This window comes from Vibrio sp. Vb0937, assembly GCF_033338855.1.
The window spans coordinates 16,203-33,587 of sequence record NZ_JAWOTK010000016.1 but is presented as its reverse complement, the minus strand read 5'-3'; the positions used below and the strand labels follow the sequence as shown (position 1 = coordinate 33,587).

General features: G+C 44.6%; 15 protein-coding genes. 7 read left to right on the top strand and 8 right to left on the bottom strand.

Annotated elements, in window-relative coordinates:
• Nucleotides 1-23: 23 nt before the first annotated feature.
• Together R7P67_RS17170 and R7P67_RS17165 are read right to left on the bottom strand one after the other, a co-directional pair.
• Complete coding sequence (locus tag R7P67_RS17170) at nt 24-716, bottom strand: oxidative stress defense protein (RefSeq protein WP_213910023.1); 693 nt, start codon at nt 714-716, stop codon at nt 24-26.
• A gap of 208 nt (nt 717-924) precedes the next feature.
• A complete protein-coding gene (locus R7P67_RS17165; protein ID WP_025768836.1) occupies nt 925-1,821 on the bottom strand; it encodes a LysR family transcriptional regulator ArgP in 897 nt (298 codons plus the stop codon).
• A gap of 147 nt (nt 1,822-1,968) precedes the next feature.
• Between R7P67_RS17165 and R7P67_RS17160 the strand changes: the two genes are divergently transcribed.
• Together R7P67_RS17160 and R7P67_RS17155 are read left to right on the top strand one after the other, a co-directional pair.
• Nucleotides 1,969-2,598 carry a LysE/ArgO family amino acid transporter gene (locus R7P67_RS17160; RefSeq protein ID WP_213877707.1) on the top strand — a complete coding sequence of 210 codons (630 nt, stop codon included), beginning with the start codon at nt 1,969-1,971 and terminating at the stop codon, nt 2,596-2,598.
• A gap of 26 nt (nt 2,599-2,624) precedes the next feature.
• Nucleotides 2,625-3,107 (top strand): YbaK/EbsC family protein, encoded by a 483-nt coding sequence (locus R7P67_RS17155; protein WP_017633558.1) that lies wholly within the window; start codon nt 2,625-2,627, stop codon nt 3,105-3,107.
• A gap of 47 nt (nt 3,108-3,154) precedes the next feature.
• Here the strand turns inward: R7P67_RS17155 and mscS are convergent, their stop codons facing one another.
• From mscS to R7P67_RS17130, 5 genes are all read right to left on the bottom strand, one after another.
• Nucleotides 3,155-4,021: a small-conductance mechanosensitive channel MscS gene (gene mscS, locus R7P67_RS17150; protein ID WP_005380995.1), complete on the bottom strand. Its 867-nt coding sequence runs from the start codon at nt 4,019-4,021 to the stop codon at nt 3,155-3,157.
• A gap of 424 nt (nt 4,022-4,445) precedes the next feature.
• The gene (gene fbaA / locus R7P67_RS17145) at nt 4,446-5,522 is read right to left on the bottom strand and encodes a class II fructose-bisphosphate aldolase (protein WP_005380996.1); all 1,077 of its coding nucleotides are present in this window, start codon (nt 5,520-5,522) and stop codon (nt 4,446-4,448) included.
• Between the two features lie 154 nt (nt 5,523-5,676).
• On the bottom strand, nt 5,677-6,837 hold the full coding sequence (locus R7P67_RS17140; RefSeq protein ID WP_005384547.1) for a phosphoglycerate kinase: 1,161 nt from the start codon (nt 6,835-6,837) through the stop codon (nt 5,677-5,679).
• A 151-nt stretch (nt 6,838-6,988) separates the two neighbouring features.
• Nucleotides 6,989-8,026, bottom strand: coding sequence for an erythrose-4-phosphate dehydrogenase (epd, locus tag R7P67_RS17135; RefSeq protein WP_005384545.1), 1,038 nt, complete (start codon nt 8,024-8,026; stop codon nt 6,989-6,991).
• Between the two features lie 135 nt (nt 8,027-8,161).
• On the bottom strand, nt 8,162-10,120 hold the full coding sequence (locus tag R7P67_RS17130; RefSeq protein WP_262654060.1) for a ligand-gated channel protein: 1,959 nt from the start codon (nt 10,118-10,120) through the stop codon (nt 8,162-8,164).
• 140 nt (nt 10,121-10,260) lie between these two features.
• On the opposite strand from R7P67_RS17130, the gene R7P67_RS17125 reads away from it, so the two are divergent.
• Nucleotides 10,261-11,154, top strand: a complete 894-nt coding sequence (locus R7P67_RS17125) for a LysR family transcriptional regulator (protein WP_017633561.1) — start codon at nt 10,261-10,263, stop codon at nt 11,152-11,154.
• Nucleotides 11,155-11,245: 91 nt separating this feature from the next.
• On the opposite strand, the gene tkt is transcribed toward R7P67_RS17125, so the two are convergent.
• Complete coding sequence (gene tkt, locus R7P67_RS17120) at nt 11,246-13,240, bottom strand: transketolase (protein WP_054577167.1); 1,995 nt, start codon at nt 13,238-13,240, stop codon at nt 11,246-11,248.
• A 315-nt stretch (nt 13,241-13,555) separates the two neighbouring features.
• On the opposite strand from tkt, the gene metK reads away from it, so the two are divergent.
• The 4 genes from metK (at nt 13,556) to endA (ending at nt 17,320) form a co-directional block, all read left to right on the top strand.
• Nucleotides 13,556-14,710 (top strand): methionine adenosyltransferase, encoded by a 1,155-nt coding sequence (metK, locus tag R7P67_RS17115; RefSeq protein ID WP_005381027.1) that lies wholly within the window; start codon nt 13,556-13,558, stop codon nt 14,708-14,710.
• A gap of 401 nt (nt 14,711-15,111) precedes the next feature.
• Nucleotides 15,112-15,909, top strand: coding sequence for a DUF2189 domain-containing protein (locus R7P67_RS17110; RefSeq protein ID WP_005381026.1), 798 nt, complete (start codon nt 15,112-15,114; stop codon nt 15,907-15,909).
• A gap of 67 nt (nt 15,910-15,976) precedes the next feature.
• Entirely contained in the window at nt 15,977-16,474 is a 498-nt protein-coding gene (locus tag R7P67_RS17105; RefSeq protein WP_005381025.1) for a SprT family zinc-dependent metalloprotease, read from the top strand.
• 150 nt (nt 16,475-16,624) lie between these two features.
• Nucleotides 16,625-17,320: a deoxyribonuclease I gene (gene endA / locus R7P67_RS17100; RefSeq protein WP_262654062.1), complete on the top strand. Its 696-nt coding sequence runs from the start codon at nt 16,625-16,627 to the stop codon at nt 17,318-17,320.
• Nucleotides 17,321-17,385: the final 65 nt, after the last annotated feature.

Sequence of the window (17,385 nt, the reverse complement as noted above, 5' to 3'; positions counted from 1 at the left end):
TGCTTTTTACTGTTTGCTAAGCCTTACTTTAGCTTATAAATGACATCGACTTGATCGCGAATGATCATGGTTGAATCTTGGTAGCTATTCGCTCCTTCTTTACTATCCATCGCCATTGAACGCATTAACACAGGCTGAACGTGCATCTGTCTGTAATTGATCTGCCATACATCGCCCAACTTTTTCTCAAAACCAGTCGCTAATGACCCTGCTTTTTCTCTTGCGTCCTTAATCGCAGCCATTCGTGCCTTTTGCTGATACTCGGCTTGGTTGCTTACCTTAAGTTGAATATTATCAACCTGATTAATTCCCGCTTCTAACGCCATATCTAGGTATTGGTTAAGGTTTTTCAGATCCGTCACCGTGACATCAATACTGCGAGATGCTCGATACCCAACAAGTTCTGCTTTTCCTGATTTAGGGTAATGGTACTGAGGAGCAAGGTATAAATTCGAGCTAGTAATATGGTCTTTTGACAAGCCGGCATCCGATAAGCTTTTTAGAAACTCTTCAACGGTTTTATCTACGGACAATTTCGCTTGTTCGGCCGTCATTGTCGTATCGACTACTTTTACAGAAAACGTAGCCATATCAGGTGTGGCCGTCACTTCGCCATACCCCGTTGTCGTAACATGAGCAAACTCTGGCGTATTCGCCAAAACTGAAGCACTGGTAAGGCTGAGTGCTGAAGCCAGCAAAAATGAATACAATTTCATTCAATAAATCCATCCATACAAAATTAAGTACTTAATCTCAGATTCCAACATCACTATCATGGCTGAGAAAGCGTGTGGTTTCATAATAGAAACTTCCGCCGATTATCCAAGCACCCATAGTGACTTCTAACACAACTTTGACTATGTAACATTGGCGTAATTTTTAAACAAAACACACTTAAGTTAACGATATGCAGCTCTGACAAACTTATTGAGGTAGATGCTGCTGCGCATACCCCACTATCGCGTGTGAGATTTCTTGTAATACCCCAGTTTCTAACTGCCAGTGGTGCCAATAAATCCGATGGGACATTAAAAAACCTGGAGTCACATCAACCAACACACCTCTGTCTAATTCGTCGGTAATTTGCAAGCGGGGGATCAAGCAATAAGCAACACCAGCTAACGCCACTTTTAGAAACGCTTCAGAACTACTGATGTTGTGATGAATAACGCTGTCAGGATTGACGTTAAAATGCTCGGTAAGAAATGTTTTATGTAGATCATCATATTGGTCATATGAAACGGCCGGTGCTTTTGCCAATGTCTGATTATTTACGCCTTTAGAAAAATAACGCTGATAGAACTCTGGGCTCGCGACACAAACATAATCGATGCGACCTAAATAGTCTGCTCTGCATCCGGGGATTGGCTGGGACTCCAAGCTGATCGCTCCTGTCACTTCGCCACTTTTGAGTTTTTCAATAGAGCGGTATTCACCATAGATAGTCAGTTTTAGTTCAACTTGACGCTGCTTCATAACATTTTGCAGCGCTGGCAGTAGCCATGTTGCAAGGCTATCTGCATTAGTCGCTAAAGAGAGTTGCACAGGTCGCGTACTGGTATCATTTTTTAGTTCGGGGAGAATTTCATGCTCTAGCAAGCGTACTCGCCGATAAAGACCCAACAATTTTTTACCAATTAGCGTTGGCTTAGGTGGCTGGCTTCGAATTAAAACAGGCTGCGCGAGAAACTTCTCTAACTGCTTGATACGTTGAGAAATGGCGGATTGAGAAACAAATAAATGCTCGGCAGCACGCTCAAAGCTACCCTGATAAACTATAGCGTCTAATGCCTCAATCCATTTGTAATCTAACCCTCGCATACCTTTCCTCTCACTCTTGATCAAACGCCTCCCGTTAAATTAGTCTATCTAATGTAAGATTAAAATCATTAATTATACTTATTTAGATAAACGCTTTATCTTTCCCTTTTCTGTAAATGTATTTGTTATTTTGAAGTGAGGTGAAGTGTGAGCTTGTGGGTTCTATTGCAAGGTTTTGGTTTAGGAGCATCAATGATCATTCCGATCGGCGCGCAAAATGCGTATGTTTTGAATCAAGGCATAAAGCGTAACCACCACCTAACAACCGCCACTATTTGTAGCGTGCTAGATATGATTTTCATCTCTCTAGGTATTTTTGGTGGTGGTGCAATTCTGTCTCAAAATGAACTCTTACTGACGTCGGTGACACTTGGTGGTATTGCTTTCTTGAGCTTCTATGGACTGCTCTCACTAAAAAGTGCTTTTAAGCCAGAGAGTGAATCGGAATCAAAAGGGGAGATCGTAGCTCGAGGTCGTCGAACGGTTATTCTAGGTGCGTTAGCCGTCACTGTGCTTAATCCGCACTTATATTTAGATACAGTCGTTATTCTAGGTTCGATCGGTGGACAATTTGAAGGCCATGATCGCATTGCTTTTGCACTAGGTACGATTATGGCTTCCTTTGTTTGGTTCTACACTTTATCGATAGGAGCCGCCAAACTAGGTCCAACACTCTCTAAACCAAAAGTGAAAAAAACCATCGACATTGCAATCGCAATGATGATGTTCACAATAGCGTATATCTTAGCGAGTGAGCTTATTGATAAGTATTGGTAATCATAAGGTAGTAAGGCAGCAAAGACATGGAGTCACTAAAACGTATTTATAACAACAATAGAGAGCGATTCAACGCGCTCTCTATTCCTTTTCGGGAATGGCAGCACGAAGCCATCTTAGACTTTGAGACAGATATACGCATTGCGAGAGAGCTTGGTTGGACGGGTACGCATACCAAAAGCCTCTTTTTAACACTCAAAGGACAAGGTTACGCGGTTTATCTGACAGATAAGGACTCGCGCCTCGATGCCAAGCAGATTAAAGCGATTACAGGTAAACGTCCCTCTATTTGTAATGACGATGAAATGGTCGAAGTGTTAGGTTGCGTACCCGGCGCGGTTTGCCCAATAGGCTTACCGGAATACATCACTATCATTGTTGATACCAATCTCTATCAACATCAAGAGTTGCTCTATACGCCTGGCTTACCTGAGTTCACATTTGGATTTGCAGGTAAACATCTAAAACGCCTCTTACTTGCTGGTCATCACACCCTTTACGAAGTATAAAAAAGCGAGGCCTATTGGCCTCGCTTTTGAATATCGACTGCTTTTGATTAAGCGTCGACTTTGTTCAGGTGAACATCCATTTGTGGGAATGGAATCTCGATACCATTTTCATCCAATGCTTCTTTAATACCTTGCATTGCATCAAAGTATACGCCCCAGTAATCTGCAGTTTTCACCCATGGACGAACCACAAAGTTAACTGAAGAGTCTGCTAACGTAAGTACACCAATTGTGATATCTGGGTCTTTCAAGATACGTGGATCTTTCTCTAGCGTCTCACGAATCACTTTCTTCGTTAGTTTAAGGTCTGCTTTGTATGAAACACCAATCACTAGGTCGACACGTCGTGTCGCATGGCGAGAGTAGTTAGTAATGGCACCGCCGATAACTGAAGAGTTAGGCACAACAACCATTTTGTTGTCTGGTGTTTTTAGAACTGTTTGGAAGATTTGAATTGCTTCAACACTACCCGCTACACCACCGATTTCTACGTAGTCGCCTGATTTGAATGGACGGAACGCAACAATAAGTACGCCTGCTGCAAAGTTTGATAGTGAACCTTGTAGTGCAAGACCAACAGCAAGACCTGCCGCACCAATCACAGCAACAACAGAAGCGGTTTGAACTCCTAATCGACCAAGAGCCGCGATTAGCACGATTACAAATAGCAAGTAACGAACAAGACCGTGAATAAATTCAACGACGGCCTTATCCATGTTTTTCTTTTCTAGTACTTTAGAAACACTACCAGCGACTGCCTTAACGATAAGATTACCGATAAACAGAATAAGCAGCGCAGAGATAATGTTCACACCGTACTGAACCAGTAGATCTGAATTGTTTGTCAGCCAAGTTTCAGCCTGAGTTAGACCATCCGTTAAAGTGGTATCGATACCCACCGATTCACCTGCCATAATTCTTATCCTCAAAAATAAAGAGATATAAATCCAATTGCCGTTAATTTATGAACCTTGTTTTTTAAAGGCTCTTTTCTAAAACAACATCCCTATTGCTCCACTGAACAGTGTCAGATTTTTGGCACAATATCCCAACTCTGGCTTTTTTCAAAGTCAGAGTTTCGCAAAGATATGCAAAACAAGACTTTATCAGAGCTTTCTGACACTGACTTGTTACAGGTTACGCAATGCACTCTGATTTCGCCACTCTTAAGACTGATATTCCCATGTTTTCTTTAAAAAAACGTTAAAGGTGAGATATCTCACTAGCAAATACAATCTAACGCATAAAAATATCGGGAGAAAGCAGCGGGGAAGAAAGTGATAGACATAAAAAAACCCGCTCAAAGAGCGGGTTTTTAAGTAACTTAATCAGTAACGATTATAGTACGTCAACTGCGTTAAGGTCAGCAAATGCTTGCTCTAGACGAGTAACCATTGAAGCTTGGCCTGCACGTAGCCATACGCGTGGATCGTAGTACTTCTTGTTTGGTGCATCTTCACCAGTTGGGTTACCGATCTGACCTTGTAGGTAATCGTGGTTTTCAGCTTCGAACTTACGGATACCATCCCAAGTAGCCCACTGTGTATCAGTATCGATGTTCATTTTGATTACACCGTAGCCGATAGATTCACGGATTTCTTCTAGAGAAGAACCTGAACCACCGTGGAATACGAAGTTTAGAGAGTTCGCTGGAAGACCGAATTTCTCAGAAACGTGCGCTTGAGAATCACGTAGGATAGTTGGAGTTAGTACAACGTTACCTGGCTTGTATACGCCGTGTACGTTACCGAAAGATGCTGCGATAGTGAAACGGTGGCTGATTGCGCTTAGTTTCTCGTATGCGTATGCAACGTCTTCTGGAGAAGTGTATAGCTCAGACGCATCCATATCAGAGTTGTCAACGCCGTCTTCTTCACCACCAGTACAACCTAGTTCGATTTCTAGAGTCATGTTCATTTTAGCCATGCGCTCTAGGTACTTAGCAGAAATTTCGATGTTCTCTTCTAGAGACTCTTCAGAAAGGTCGATCATGTGAGAAGAGAATAGTGGCTTACCAGTTTGCGCGAAGTACTCTTCACCAGCGTCTAGTAGACCGTCGATCCAAGGAAGTAGTTTCTTAGCTGCGTGGTCAGTGTGTAGGATTACTGGAACACCGTAAGCTTCAGCTACAGCGTGAACGTATTTCGCACCAGCAACAGCACCTAGGATTTGAGCTTCTTGACCTTCAAGTTTTAGACCTTTACCAGCAAAGAAAGCAGCGCCACCGTTAGAGAACTGAACGATAACTGGAGCTTTAACTTTTGCAGCTGCTTCAAGTACTGCGTTTACAGAGTCAGTACCCACACAGTTTACTGCTGGAAGTGCAAAGCTGTTTTCTTTTGCAACTTCAAATACTTTCTGAACGTCATCGCCAGAGATAACACCTGGTTTTACGAAGTCGAAGATCTTAGACATGGATGTAATCCTATTTATCTGTCGTTTTTAAACAAAACTTGTTAAGTTGAAAATCTTGCAAACGTTTGCTCACAACTGAGGCTATTCTAGCAGAGTTCCTCACACGTTGCAGCAAACAAGAAAGCGGGAGAATCACTCCCCCGCTTTGCTTTAATTACTTAGCGCGTGCTTCTAGCATTTCTACTGCTGGAAGAACTTTACCTTCTACGAACTCAAGGAAAGCGCCACCGCCAGTAGAGATGTAAGATACATCCGCTTTGATACCGAACTTGTCGATAGCTGCTAGCGTGTCACCACCGCCTGCAACAGAGAAGCCTTCAGAAGCTGCGATAGCTTCAGAGATACCTTTAGTACCTGCTTCGAAGTTCTTGAATTCGAATACGCCTACTGGACCATTCCATAGGATAGTCTTAGCGTTTTTAAGGATTTCAGCTAGTTCAGCAGTTGAATCTGGACCAAGGTCGAAGATCATGTCGTCGTCTTGTACTTCAGAAACGTGCTTAATTTCAGCTTCTGCGTTCTCGTCGAATGCTTTCGCACATGCAACGTCTGTTGCTACTGGAATTGCACACTCGTCCATTAGCTTCTTAGCTGTTTCAACTAGGTCTGCTTCGTATAGAGACTTACCAACGTTGTGGCCAGCAGCTGCGATGAATGTGTTAGCAATACCACCACCAACAACGAGTTGGTCAGCGATTTTAGATAGAGACTCAAGAACAGTTAGCTTAGTAGAAACTTTTGAACCACCTACGATAGCAACCATTGGACGAGCTGGCTTGTCCATTGCTTTGCCTAGCGCTTCCAGTTCGTTCGCTAGTAGAGGACCAGCACATGCTACGTCTGCGTGCATGCCAACGCCGTGAGTAGATGCTTGAGCACGGTGAGCCGTACCGAATGCGTCCATTACGAATACGTCACATAGTGCTGCGTATTTCTTAGATAGCTCTTCGTCGTTTTTCTTTTCGCCTTTGTTGAAGCGAACGTTTTCAAGAACAACAAGTTCACCCGCATTTAGCTCTAGGCCATCTAGGTAGTCTTTTGCTAGCTTCACTTCGCAATCTAGTGCGTCGTTTAGGTAGTTAACAACTGGTTGTAGAGAGAACTCTTCAGCGTATTCACCTTCAGTTGGGCGACCTAGGTGAGACGTAACCATTACTTTAGCGCCTGCTTCTAGGCAGTGCTTAATAGTTGGAAGAGATGCGATGATACGTGCATCCGAAGTTACTTTACCGTCTTTTACTGGCACGTTTAGGTCAGCACGGATAAATACACGTTTACCTGCAAGATCCAGGTCAGTCATCTTGATTACAGACATGATGTGTCCTCTCAAATATTTAATAATTAAAGTTTTTGAAAACTCGGCAACCCTGCCAAGCCTGTTAATTCTTCAAACTGGTTATAGATATGGAGATATTATGGATTTATTTCAAGGCTAGAAATAAAAATTCTCCATCACTTCTTCGTCATTACTGTTCCACTTGCGAAGAAGCTTGCATTGCTAAGGCAGTATCCAGCATCCGGTTAGCAAAGCCCCATTCGTTGTCGCACCAAACGAGCATTTTTACGAGTTGCCCGTTACTCACTCTAGTCTGGCTTCCATCCACAATCGCACTATGGGGGTCGTGGTTAAAGTCGATGGAAACGAGTGGCGATTCAGTATAGTCAACAATGTTACGTAATGTACACTGAGATGCGTTAACAATGGTTTGATTTACGTCATTAACTTTCACATTTGTACTAATTGTGACACTTAAATCCATTGCAGTGACGTTAACCGTTGGAACACGAACAGAAATTGCTTCGAATTTGTTGGAAAATTTCGGGAAGATTCTTTCAATCCCCTTATGCAACTTAGTGTCCACCGGAATAATAGATTGGCTTGCAGCGCGGGTACGGCGTAAGTCGTTATGATACGCATCGATTACTTGTTGATCGTTCATGGACGAATGAATTGTCGTAATGGTGCCAGACTCTATGCCGAAGGCTTCGTCTAATACTTTTATGATGGGAACGATACAGTTGGTGGTGCAAGAACCATTGGAGACAACACGGTGCTCGTCTTTCAGAGTTTCGTGGTTCACGCCATAGATAATCGTATTATCTAGGTCGTTTGCGCCCGGGTGCGAAAACAGTACTTTCTTCGCGCCAGCTTCTATATGCGCTTGCCCATCCGCTTGCGAACCAAATACACCAGTGCAATCCAAGACGATATCAACTTCTAAATCACGCCAAGGAAGTAATTCGATTTCGGAGAGGTGGAGAATGCGAATGGAATCATATTCACCGCTGTCATGATGAACATGCAAATGTTCTTGGTCATGGGAAATTTTTTTACCAAAGCGACCATGACTGGTGTCATATTGCAGTAGGTGTGCCATCGCCTCTGGCTGTGCTAGTTCGTTAACCGCCACAACCTTGATCTGCTGGTGTTTTCCGCTTTCATACACCGCTCGCAGAACATTACGACCTATACGTCCAAATCCATTGATCGCAACCTTTAGCATTTATCCTTCGCCCTACCAAAAATTTCGTGTCACAGATACTACCTGATCAGGCTGACAAACGCACCTGTTGAATCAAAGTAAAGCAGGATTAAAAAAGGTCGAGACTATGCTCGACCTTATTACAACGATAGATAATTAAAATGCGACGTCTAAACCTAACCAGTAGCGACGACCATCTTCAATATATCCGTATTCTTCGTAACTGATTTCCTCGTCCAGCAAGTTATAGATAGCGCCTTTAATACGAGTATTGTCGGTTAACTGGTATGTCACACCGGCGTCCACAAAGGTATAAGCTGGTTCTACAATACTGTTTCTTGATGGGCCAGTAACCGGATCCATTTCTTTACCTCGGTACGTGACTTTCGCCCAGCTCTCTAGATCTGTTGTCGTTTGCCAAGTCACATCCACATTAAACAGATGCTTTGGTAACTGCTGCAGCGGCATGCCTTTGTATTCACCTGTTTTTTGCTCTGAGTCGGTAAATGTGTAGCTCGAGCTAAGGTAAATGGTTTCCGTTAACGGCGATGCTAAGGTCGCTTCAATACCTTGTGTGACGGCTTCATCCACGTTAATACGGTACGTTGGATCTGCGCCCCATTGGTTTGGACCATCAGTACAGATAGTGTCTGGACAAACAACACGTGTGATCTTATCTTTGAATTCGTTATGGAACGCTGTCAAAGAGACATCTAAGCCAGAATCACCTTGATACAAGACGCTGATTTCTTTGTTTAGCGACGTTTCAGGGTCAAGATCTGGGTTACCGTAGATATTACCGCCACCACTGACTTGCGCCCAGCCAGGAGTAATTTCACGTAATTGTGGAGAACGGAAACCTGTTGCCACACCGCCTTTCACCGTCCAAGACGGGTCAACTCGCCATACACCGTAAACACGCGGACTAAAATGCGCGCCATAGTTTTCGTCATGATCTAGACGGCCGCCAAGCGTAACGCTAAACGGATCAGCGATTCTCCATTCATCTTCAATGAAAACAGCCCACTGCGTATTCGATGTTTCAGTCTTCGACGACGCTTTGTTGGAGGTGAAATCCTCAAGCTCTGCATGAGTGGCGTCCACACCCGTCGTCAACGTATGGTTTCCAATACCAGTCACCAAGCTCGATTTGAACGTGGTGTTGGTGATCGTCATCTCACGAGATTTGTTCTCGCTCTCTTCACGCTGTAAGTAAGTATCTGAAGTACCAATCGAATCCCAATCACCGTTGTGGCTTACCGTTACGTAATTACGACGATATTCATTCAGTGAGTCTTCACACCCACCACGACACCCAGTGGTCGGCACTGAAAGGCCCACATTACCACGACGACTTTGTGCCGACGTGCCACCTTCTAATTGCACCGAGTGGCGCTCATTAATCTGGTAAGTCAGTTTTGAAGAGATACTCTGCATATCTTTATCTTCATAACCGTATTCGATGTCATCTTCTTCTCTGGTTGTGTACTGACCATATACTTGGAGAGATAAATTTTCAGCCAACGGACCATTAACGAAAAAATTCGCGCTCTGCTCTCCACCTGAGCGGCTATTCTCTTGTAGTACCGTGCCCAGTTGAACATTACCCGTCCACTCTAGCGCATCTTTTCGTGTGATGACGTTAATCACACCACCAATCGCATCAGAACCATAAAGCGTCGACATTGGGCCACGAATAACTTCGATTCGCTCAATCGCTTGAAGAGGAGGTAACCAACCTTGTTCGATACCAGGACCGTCACTATTTGGACGAGTTTCACGCGTGCTTTGACGCTTACCATCGACCAGTATCAAAGTGTATTTAGAACCCATACCACGGATACTAATGTCGGTGGTATCACCACCACCTGTCACGACAACACCTGGTACACTTTTTAGTGCATCAGTCACATCGCGGTAATAACGAGAGTCCAACTCCTCACGTGAAATCACACTAATACTTGCAGGCGCGTCCGCTTGAGATTGCTCGTAGCTTGATGCAGTTACAACCACTGTTTCCATTTTAGAAACTGCATCATTGGCAAAAACATGAGGGACACTGACGAAGGCTAAAATACCAGTTGCGGTAATAACTGGCAGTCTAAGAGTAGACATCTACATCTCCATAATTGATAATGATTATTATTTTCGAAAGTGAATTATTCACAAATAGAATGAGATGCATAGTGAGAGTTATGGAACGGTTCTTTCCATTTATGGAACTCGTACATAACGCAGTAAGGAGTAAAATAAATATGCACGACTTAGCATCAATTAGAGCCTTTGATGCGCTCAATCAGCATAAAAGTTTGACAGCCGCTGCTAAAGCCCTTAATCAGCCAAAATCAACGCTAAGTCGTCGCTTGGCACAATTAGAAGAAGACTTCGGTCAGGCTCTAACCGCCAGACAAGGTAATCGATTAGTTCTGACAAGAGCTGGAGAAATCTTTGCCCACTACAGCCGCCAGATTCTTGAGTTAAGTGAAGAGAGTTATGATGCACTTCAAGGTTTAACGAACCAAGTTTCAGGGCCACTGCATATTGTTTGTCACACTGCCTTAGTTAGAAGCTGGCTCGGCGGCGTACTCAATCGTTTTCTTGCTGATAATCCCGATGTTAGAGTTCAACTTACCAGTGACTTTTCTGAGGCGCATCATGACCCAGATTTGTTCATCTGGCTCGGTGAACGTAAAGAGCTAGACTGGCGAAAAGAAGTGCTGGGGGTATTTCGCTATACCCCTTTTGCCTCTCCAAATTATCTAAAACAACATGGGCCTATACCGCACCCCAAAGAACTTGAAGCACATCCATGGATCGATTTTGGTTCAGTGCAAGAAAATGGATTGATGCTAGCACACCCTCAACACGGTGAGTTCTTTTTAGAACCCTTTGTTAGTCGCCTATACAGCGACAACATAGCAATGCAAATAGACAGTATCGCGAATGGTCATGGTATTGGACTGCTGCCGACTTGGACAGCATGCGGCTATGAGAAACATCACCCAGGGCGAATCACACCTTGCTTAGAAGGTTGGCTTTCTGAGCCTATTTCCATTAACTGCTATACACCAGCAGGACGACCACCACTGCGCTTATCCGTACTTTTAGACTGCATTCATCAAAGCATTCCACAAGGTTGGAAAACCTGACAAAAATAAAAAGGCCATCATAATGATGGCCTTTCTAACTTTAGCATCTAACAGTTGTCGTTTACGTTCGACTGTTTAGACGGTCCTGCAATTACGCTAGCAATTCTTTTGCTGTGTTCACTACGTTTTCAGTCGTGAAGCCAAACATTTCGAATAGCTGACCAGCAGGTGCGGATTCACCGAATGTTGTCATACCGATGATGCGACCGTCAAAGCCAACGTACTTGTACCAGAAATCAGCAATGCCCGCTTCAATAGCGATACGTGCCGTTACGTCTGATGGCAGTACAGATTCACGGTAAGCGGCGTCTTGTTTGTCGAATGCATCTGTTGATGGCATTGAAACAACGCGTACTTTCTTGCCTTCTGAAGTTAGTTGCTCAGCGGCTTTCACTGCAAGCTCAACCTCAGAACCTGTTGCGATAAGGATTAGCTCAGGCTTACCTTCGCTATCTTTCAGGATGTAAGCACCTTTCGCGATGTCTGCGACTTGTTCAGCAGTACGCTCTTGTTGCGCTAGGTTTTGACGAGAGAAGATAAGTGCAGTTGGTGCATCTTTACGTTCAATCGCTAGTTTCCATGCAACTGCAGACTCAACTTGGTCACATGGGCGCCATGTGCTCATGTTTGGAGTTACACGTAGAGACGCCATTTGCTCAACAGGTTGGTGAGTTGGGCCATCTTCGCCAAGACCGATCGAATCATGCGTGTAAACTTGGATGTTCTGAATTTTCATCAGCGCAGCCATACGCATTGCGTTACGAGCATATTCCATGAACATTAGGAATGTTGCGCCGTAAGGAACGAAACCACCGTGCAATGCGATACCGTTGATGATAGCGGTCATACCGAATTCACGCACACCGTAGTGGATGTAGTTGCCAGAGAAGTCCTCCATTTCTAGAGACTTAGAACCAGACCACATGGTCAGGTTAGAAGGCGCTAGGTCAGCAGAACCACCCATAAACTCAGGAAGCATTTGACCAAACGCTTCTAGTGCATTTTGCGATGCTTTACGTGATGCAATGTTCGCTGGGTTTGCTTGAAGATCGGCAATGATTTGGTTCGCTTTTTCTTCCCACTGTGCAGGAAGTTCGCCGTTTAGACGTCGTTTAAGCTCTGCCGCTTCTGCAGGGTAAGCTGCAGCGTATGCTTCGAATTTTTCATTCCAAGCTGCTTCTTTCGCGGCGCCCGCTTCTTTTGCATCCCACTCAGCGTAAACATCTGCCGGGATCTCAAATGGGCCGTACTCCCAACCTAGGTATTCGCGAGCCGCTTGGATTTCATCGTGACCTAGTGGTGCACCGTGACAGTCGTGCGAACCAGACTTGTTAGGAGAACCGAAACCGATAATTGTTTTGGTACAGATAAGCGTAGGACGTGGGTCCGCTTTTGCTGCTTCAATTGCTGCGTTGATCGCGTCTGAGTCGTGACCATCGACTGCTGGGATTACATGCCAGCCGTACGCTTCAAAACGCTTAGGTGTATCGTCAGAGAACCAGCCTTCAACGTGACCGTCGATAGAAATGCCGTTGTCATCCCAGAACGCGATCAGTTTGCCTAGACCTAACGTCCCAGCAAGAGAGCATGCTTCATGCGAGATGCCTTCCATTAGACAGCCGTCACCCATGAACACATACGTAAAGTGGTCAACGATATCGTGACCTTCTTTGTTGAACTGTGCCGCTAGTGCTTTCTCTGCGATCGCCATACCAACAGCGTTAGTGATGCCTTGACCTAGAGGACCAGTTGTTGTCTCGATACCAGGCGCGTAGCCGTACTCTGGGTGACCTGGGGTTTTTGAGTGCAATTGACGGAAGTTTTTCAGATCGTCAATAGATAGCTCGTAACCGCTTAAGTGCAGTAGAGAGTAAATAAGCATTGACCCATGACCGTTTGACAGCACAAAGCGATCGCGGTCGGCCCACTCTGGGTTTGAAGGGTTATGGTTTAGGTGAGAGCGCCAAAGAACTTCAGCGATATCAGCCATACCCATTGGTGCGCCTGGGTGGCCTGAGTTAGCTTGTTGAACACCATCCATGCTTAGAGCACGAATTGCATTGGCAAGATGTTTACGAGACGACATGTCTGCTCCTGAGTACATTAAGCGAAACGAAAAGTAGGTCATAATTCTCTCAAAGCCCTGTTGGGTGTGCAAACGTTTTCCAGTCCAAAACCTCACAAATATTGCACCTTTCGCGCCAAATCGTTCGAGGTTCTTAAAATTATCAATAAATCAGGCAAACGTTTGGTTATAACAAAAACCAAAAAAGAGCTTGTAATTCGAGCAATCAAATTTAGAATAGACGTCTAGATGTAGATACACCTACAAAAATTAGTATTAATTTGCGCTGGAGAGTTTATCATTCCCCAGTTTTAAACCAGATATAGTGGAGCTAACATGGCTAAGCACCTGTTTACTTCTGAGTCAGTATCAGAAGGTCATCCAGATAAAATTGCAGACCAGATTTCTGATGCGGTTCTTGACGCGATTCTAGAGCAAGATCCAAAGGCTCGTGTTGCATGTGAGACTTACGTTAAAACCGGTATGGTAATGGTGGGTGGTGAAATCACGACTTCAGCATGGGTAGACATCGAAGAGTTAACTCGTGAAACCGTTCGTGAAATCGGCTACGTACATTCAGATATGGGCTTTGACGCAGATTCTTGTGCGGTACTAAACACAATCGGTAAACAGTCGCCAGATATCAACCAAGGTGTTGATAAAGCTGACCCTAAAGAACAAGGTGCAGGCGACCAAGGCATCATGTTTGGTTACGCTTGTAACGAAACTGAAGTACTAATGCCAGCGCCAATTACTTACTCTCACCGTCTTGTTCAAAAGCAAGCAGAAGTTCGTAAAAACGGCACACTACCTTGGTTGCGTCCTGATGCAAAATCTCAGGTAACATTCCAATACGATCAAGGTAACATCGTTGGTATCGACGCGGTTGTTCTTTCAACTCAACACTGTGACTCAATCTCAACTTCAGACCTGCGTGAAGCGGTAATGGAAGAGATCATTAAGCCAGTGCTACCTTCTGAGTGGATCAACAAAGAAACAAACTTCTTCATTAACCCAACCGGTCGCTTCGTAATCGGTGGTCCTATGGGTGACTGTGGCCTAACTGGTCGTAAGATCATCGTAGATACCTACGGCGGCGCAGCTCGTCACGGTGGCGGTGCGTTTTCTGGTAAAGATCCATCAAAAGTTGACCGTAGTGCAGCATACGCAGCACGCTACGTAGCGAAAAACATCGTAGCGGCAGGCATGGCTGACCGTTGTGAGATCCAACTTTCTTACGCAATCGGTGTTGCTGATCCAACGTCTATCATGGTGGAAACGTTCGGTACTGAGAAAGTATCTCACGACATCATCATTGAAGCGGTTCGTCAATTCTTCGACCTACGTCCATACGGTCTACAAGAAATGCTTAACCTTCTTCAACCTATCTACAAGAAGACAGCGGCTTACGGTCACTTCGGTCGTGAAGAATTCCCGTGGGAAGCGACAGACAAAGCTGCACTTCTACGCGATTTCGCTGGCATCAAATAATCAAGCCAAGCAAGAATCAATCAAGCCCTCGCCTATGGCGGGGGCTTTTTATTTTCAGCAACTTTTATCCAGCCATTTCGGCTCATACCGCCCTGCCCCACAAAGCAGTCCTATTTCTCCCTCATTTTTATACCGAATAAATTTTAAGCAATTATTTGTAAATTATCCCATCTCCGCCAATAGTTAAAATATTGTTAACTCCAATTTAAATAGAGACGTCGGATGCTGGCGACTGTGGAAGCAACACTTAAGTAAAGACATGAGTCGGCATCTTTATGGCCGATACCAAACTAAGCCAATGCTCAGATGTAAACTTGAAAAAGTCGCTTCAAGTTTGACTGAACAAAAACCGCTGTCAGTTGGTATAAGCGGATAATGTGGGAATAAATCAAGGAGGAGTTATGCCTCGAACTGTTAATCCATCGGACTTCCACAACAAGCGAAAGGAAGTGCCAGACAACGAATACGCCAGAACCATACCGTGCAATACGGTTAATCTTTCTGCACCTTTTCATTGGCTCGCATTAGGTCTGCATGATTTCGTGCGAATGCCGCTTATTAGTGCTTTCTATGGCATCTGTTTTATGGCAGCTGCAATAGGCATTGTTTTGCTCGTACAGTGGCAAGGCACACACTTGGTCGTCATGCCCAGTTTGATTGTTTACATGTTAATCGGTCCGTTTCTCGCGCTGGGCTTGTATGATGCCAGTTGGGAGAGAGAGCGCGGACACAAAGCAAGCTTGTTCCATTCAATGAAAGCGATCGGTCGTAACTCAACATCTCAATGGGCGTTCGCCGTGTTACTCGCAGTGTGTATGATATTTTGGATGCGCATTGCCGCTCTACTTCATGCACTCTACCCTTCTGTTCAAGGGGCACCTTTAAGTGAGTTCCTACCCTTCCTTGTCATCGGCTCTTTAGTTGGCTTTGTTTTGGCTTGTGTGGTGTTTAGCATTTCAGCCTTTTCTATTCCGCTCATGATGGAGCGTCGCGTAGACATGATGACCGCTGTGTTTACCAGCTTTAATGCCGTGAAATCCAACATTCCAGCAATGATTGTTTGGGCAGCGATCATCTGTGGCGGTATTCTTATCGGCTTTGCGACCTACGGGATCGGAATGTTGTTTACCATGCCAATTCTAGGCTACGGTACATGGCACGCTTACCATGCCACCATCAAGAAAAAACACACACCATAATTAACTGATGCTATGATCTGGCCCTCGCAATGCGGGGGCTTTTTTATTTGATTTATCGAGGTGAATTGTGGATATAGAACTCAGCTATAAAGCCAAGCAAGTGATGGCGGGATGTATCGCGATGGCGGAACAAGCTTTCAAACGTTCTTTCCCGATTCCAACAATCACCTTCGACGTCCGTGGGAAAGCGGCAGGAAAAGCCTACCTTCAATTAAATCAAGTACGCCTAAACCCTGTTTTATTTCGCGAAAACACCCAAGCATTCTTAGATGAAGTCATTCCTCATGAAGTAGCACACCTGATTACTTATCAGGTTTACGGGCGAGTTAGGCCTCACGGTAAAGAATGGAAAGGCGTCATGGAAGCCGTATTTAACGTACCAGCCAAAACCACTCACAGCTTTGAAGTAAAATCCGTTCAAGGTAAAACCTTTGAGTATCGTTGTGGTTGTATGACCTACCCTCTATCGATTCGCCGTCATAATAAAGTGCTGCGCAAAGAGGCGACGTACTCTTGTCAAAAATGCCGCCAACCACTTAACTTCACCGGCATTCAATTATCGTAGCCCTTACCTCATAGTGTTACTTGCGTTCCCAAAACAAAGATCGAGTTGATCAAAACCTTCCCTTCCCCACTTATTGTTAACTTACTCATCACTAAAGCTATTTTATGCGTGTTATCATGAATAAAGCCATACTTTATAAAGACTTTTATCATGAAATACTTATTCTCTCTGTTGCTTATCGCGCTTTCTAGCACTGCGATTGCCGCGCCACCGAGCTCATTCTCTGCAGCCAAACGTGAGGCGGTCAAAATTTATCAAGACCACCCAACAAGCTTCTACTGTGGCTGTAACATTCAATGGCAAGGCAAGAAAGGCTTACCCGATTTAGCCTCTTGCGGTTACCAAGTCCGTAAACAAGAAAAACGGGCTGCACGAATCGAATGGGAGCACATTGTTCCTGCGTGGCAATTTGGCCACCAGCGTCAATGCTGGCAAGATGGCGGACGTAAAAACTGTAAGAAAAAAGACAAAACTTTTCGTTTGATGGAAGCAGACTTGCACAACCTAACTCCTGCTATTGGTGAAGTAAACGGTGACCGTTCGAACTACAACTTCAGCCAATGGAACGGTATGGATGGCGTGAGTTATGGTCGCTGTGAGATGCAAGTGAACTTTAAGCAGCGTAAAGTCATGCCACCAGACCGTGCGCGTGGTTCAATTGCTCGTACCTATCTATACATGAGCAAAGAGTACGGTTTCAAACTGTCGAAGCAGCAAACGCAATTAATGAGTGCTTGGAACAAAACCTATCCTGCCGATAAATGGGAATGTGAGCGTGACGAGCGCATTGCAAAAGTACAGGGCAATCACAACCCATTTGTTCAAGAAGCCTGCCGCGCACTGTAACCTCCGACCTCGAAGCGTTTCAATTACTGATATTGAAACGCTTCTTGCCCCTTGTTTTTTCGGTG

Bases quoted from the DNA above. Each gene is read 5' to 3' on its own strand.
- tkt (WP_054577167.1), bottom strand. From the start codon at position 13,240: ATGTCGTCTCGTAAACATCTTGCCAATGCAATTCGTGCTCTAAGCATG.
- R7P67_RS17130 (WP_262654060.1), bottom strand. From the start codon at position 10,120: ATGTCTACTCTTAGACTGCCAGTTATTACCGCAACTGGTATTTTAGCC.
- R7P67_RS17165 (WP_025768836.1), bottom strand. From the start codon at position 1,821: ATGCGAGGGTTAGATTACAAATGGATTGAGGCATTAGACGCTATAGTT.
- R7P67_RS17155 (WP_017633558.1), top strand. From the start codon at position 2,625: ATGGAGTCACTAAAACGTATTTATAACAACAATAGAGAGCGATTCAAC.
- R7P67_RS17125 (WP_017633561.1), top strand. From the start codon at position 10,261: ATGCACGACTTAGCATCAATTAGAGCCTTTGATGCGCTCAATCAGCAT.
- metK (WP_005381027.1), top strand. From the start codon at position 13,556: ATGGCTAAGCACCTGTTTACTTCTGAGTCAGTATCAGAAGGTCATCCA.
- endA (WP_262654062.1), top strand. From the start codon at position 16,625: ATGAAATACTTATTCTCTCTGTTGCTTATCGCGCTTTCTAGCACTGCG.
- R7P67_RS17170 (WP_213910023.1), bottom strand. From the start codon at position 716: ATGAAATTGTATTCATTTTTGCTGGCTTCAGCACTCAGCCTTACCAGT.
- epd (WP_005384545.1), bottom strand. From the start codon at position 8,026: ATGCTAAAGGTTGCGATCAATGGATTTGGACGTATAGGTCGTAATGTT.
- R7P67_RS17140 (WP_005384547.1), bottom strand. From the start codon at position 6,837: ATGTCTGTAATCAAGATGACTGACCTGGATCTTGCAGGTAAACGTGTA.
- fbaA (WP_005380996.1), bottom strand. From the start codon at position 5,522: ATGTCTAAGATCTTCGACTTCGTAAAACCAGGTGTTATCTCTGGCGAT.
- mscS (WP_005380995.1), bottom strand. From the start codon at position 4,021: ATGGCAGGTGAATCGGTGGGTATCGATACCACTTTAACGGATGGTCTA.
- R7P67_RS17110 (WP_005381026.1), top strand. From the start codon at position 15,112: ATGCCTCGAACTGTTAATCCATCGGACTTCCACAACAAGCGAAAGGAA.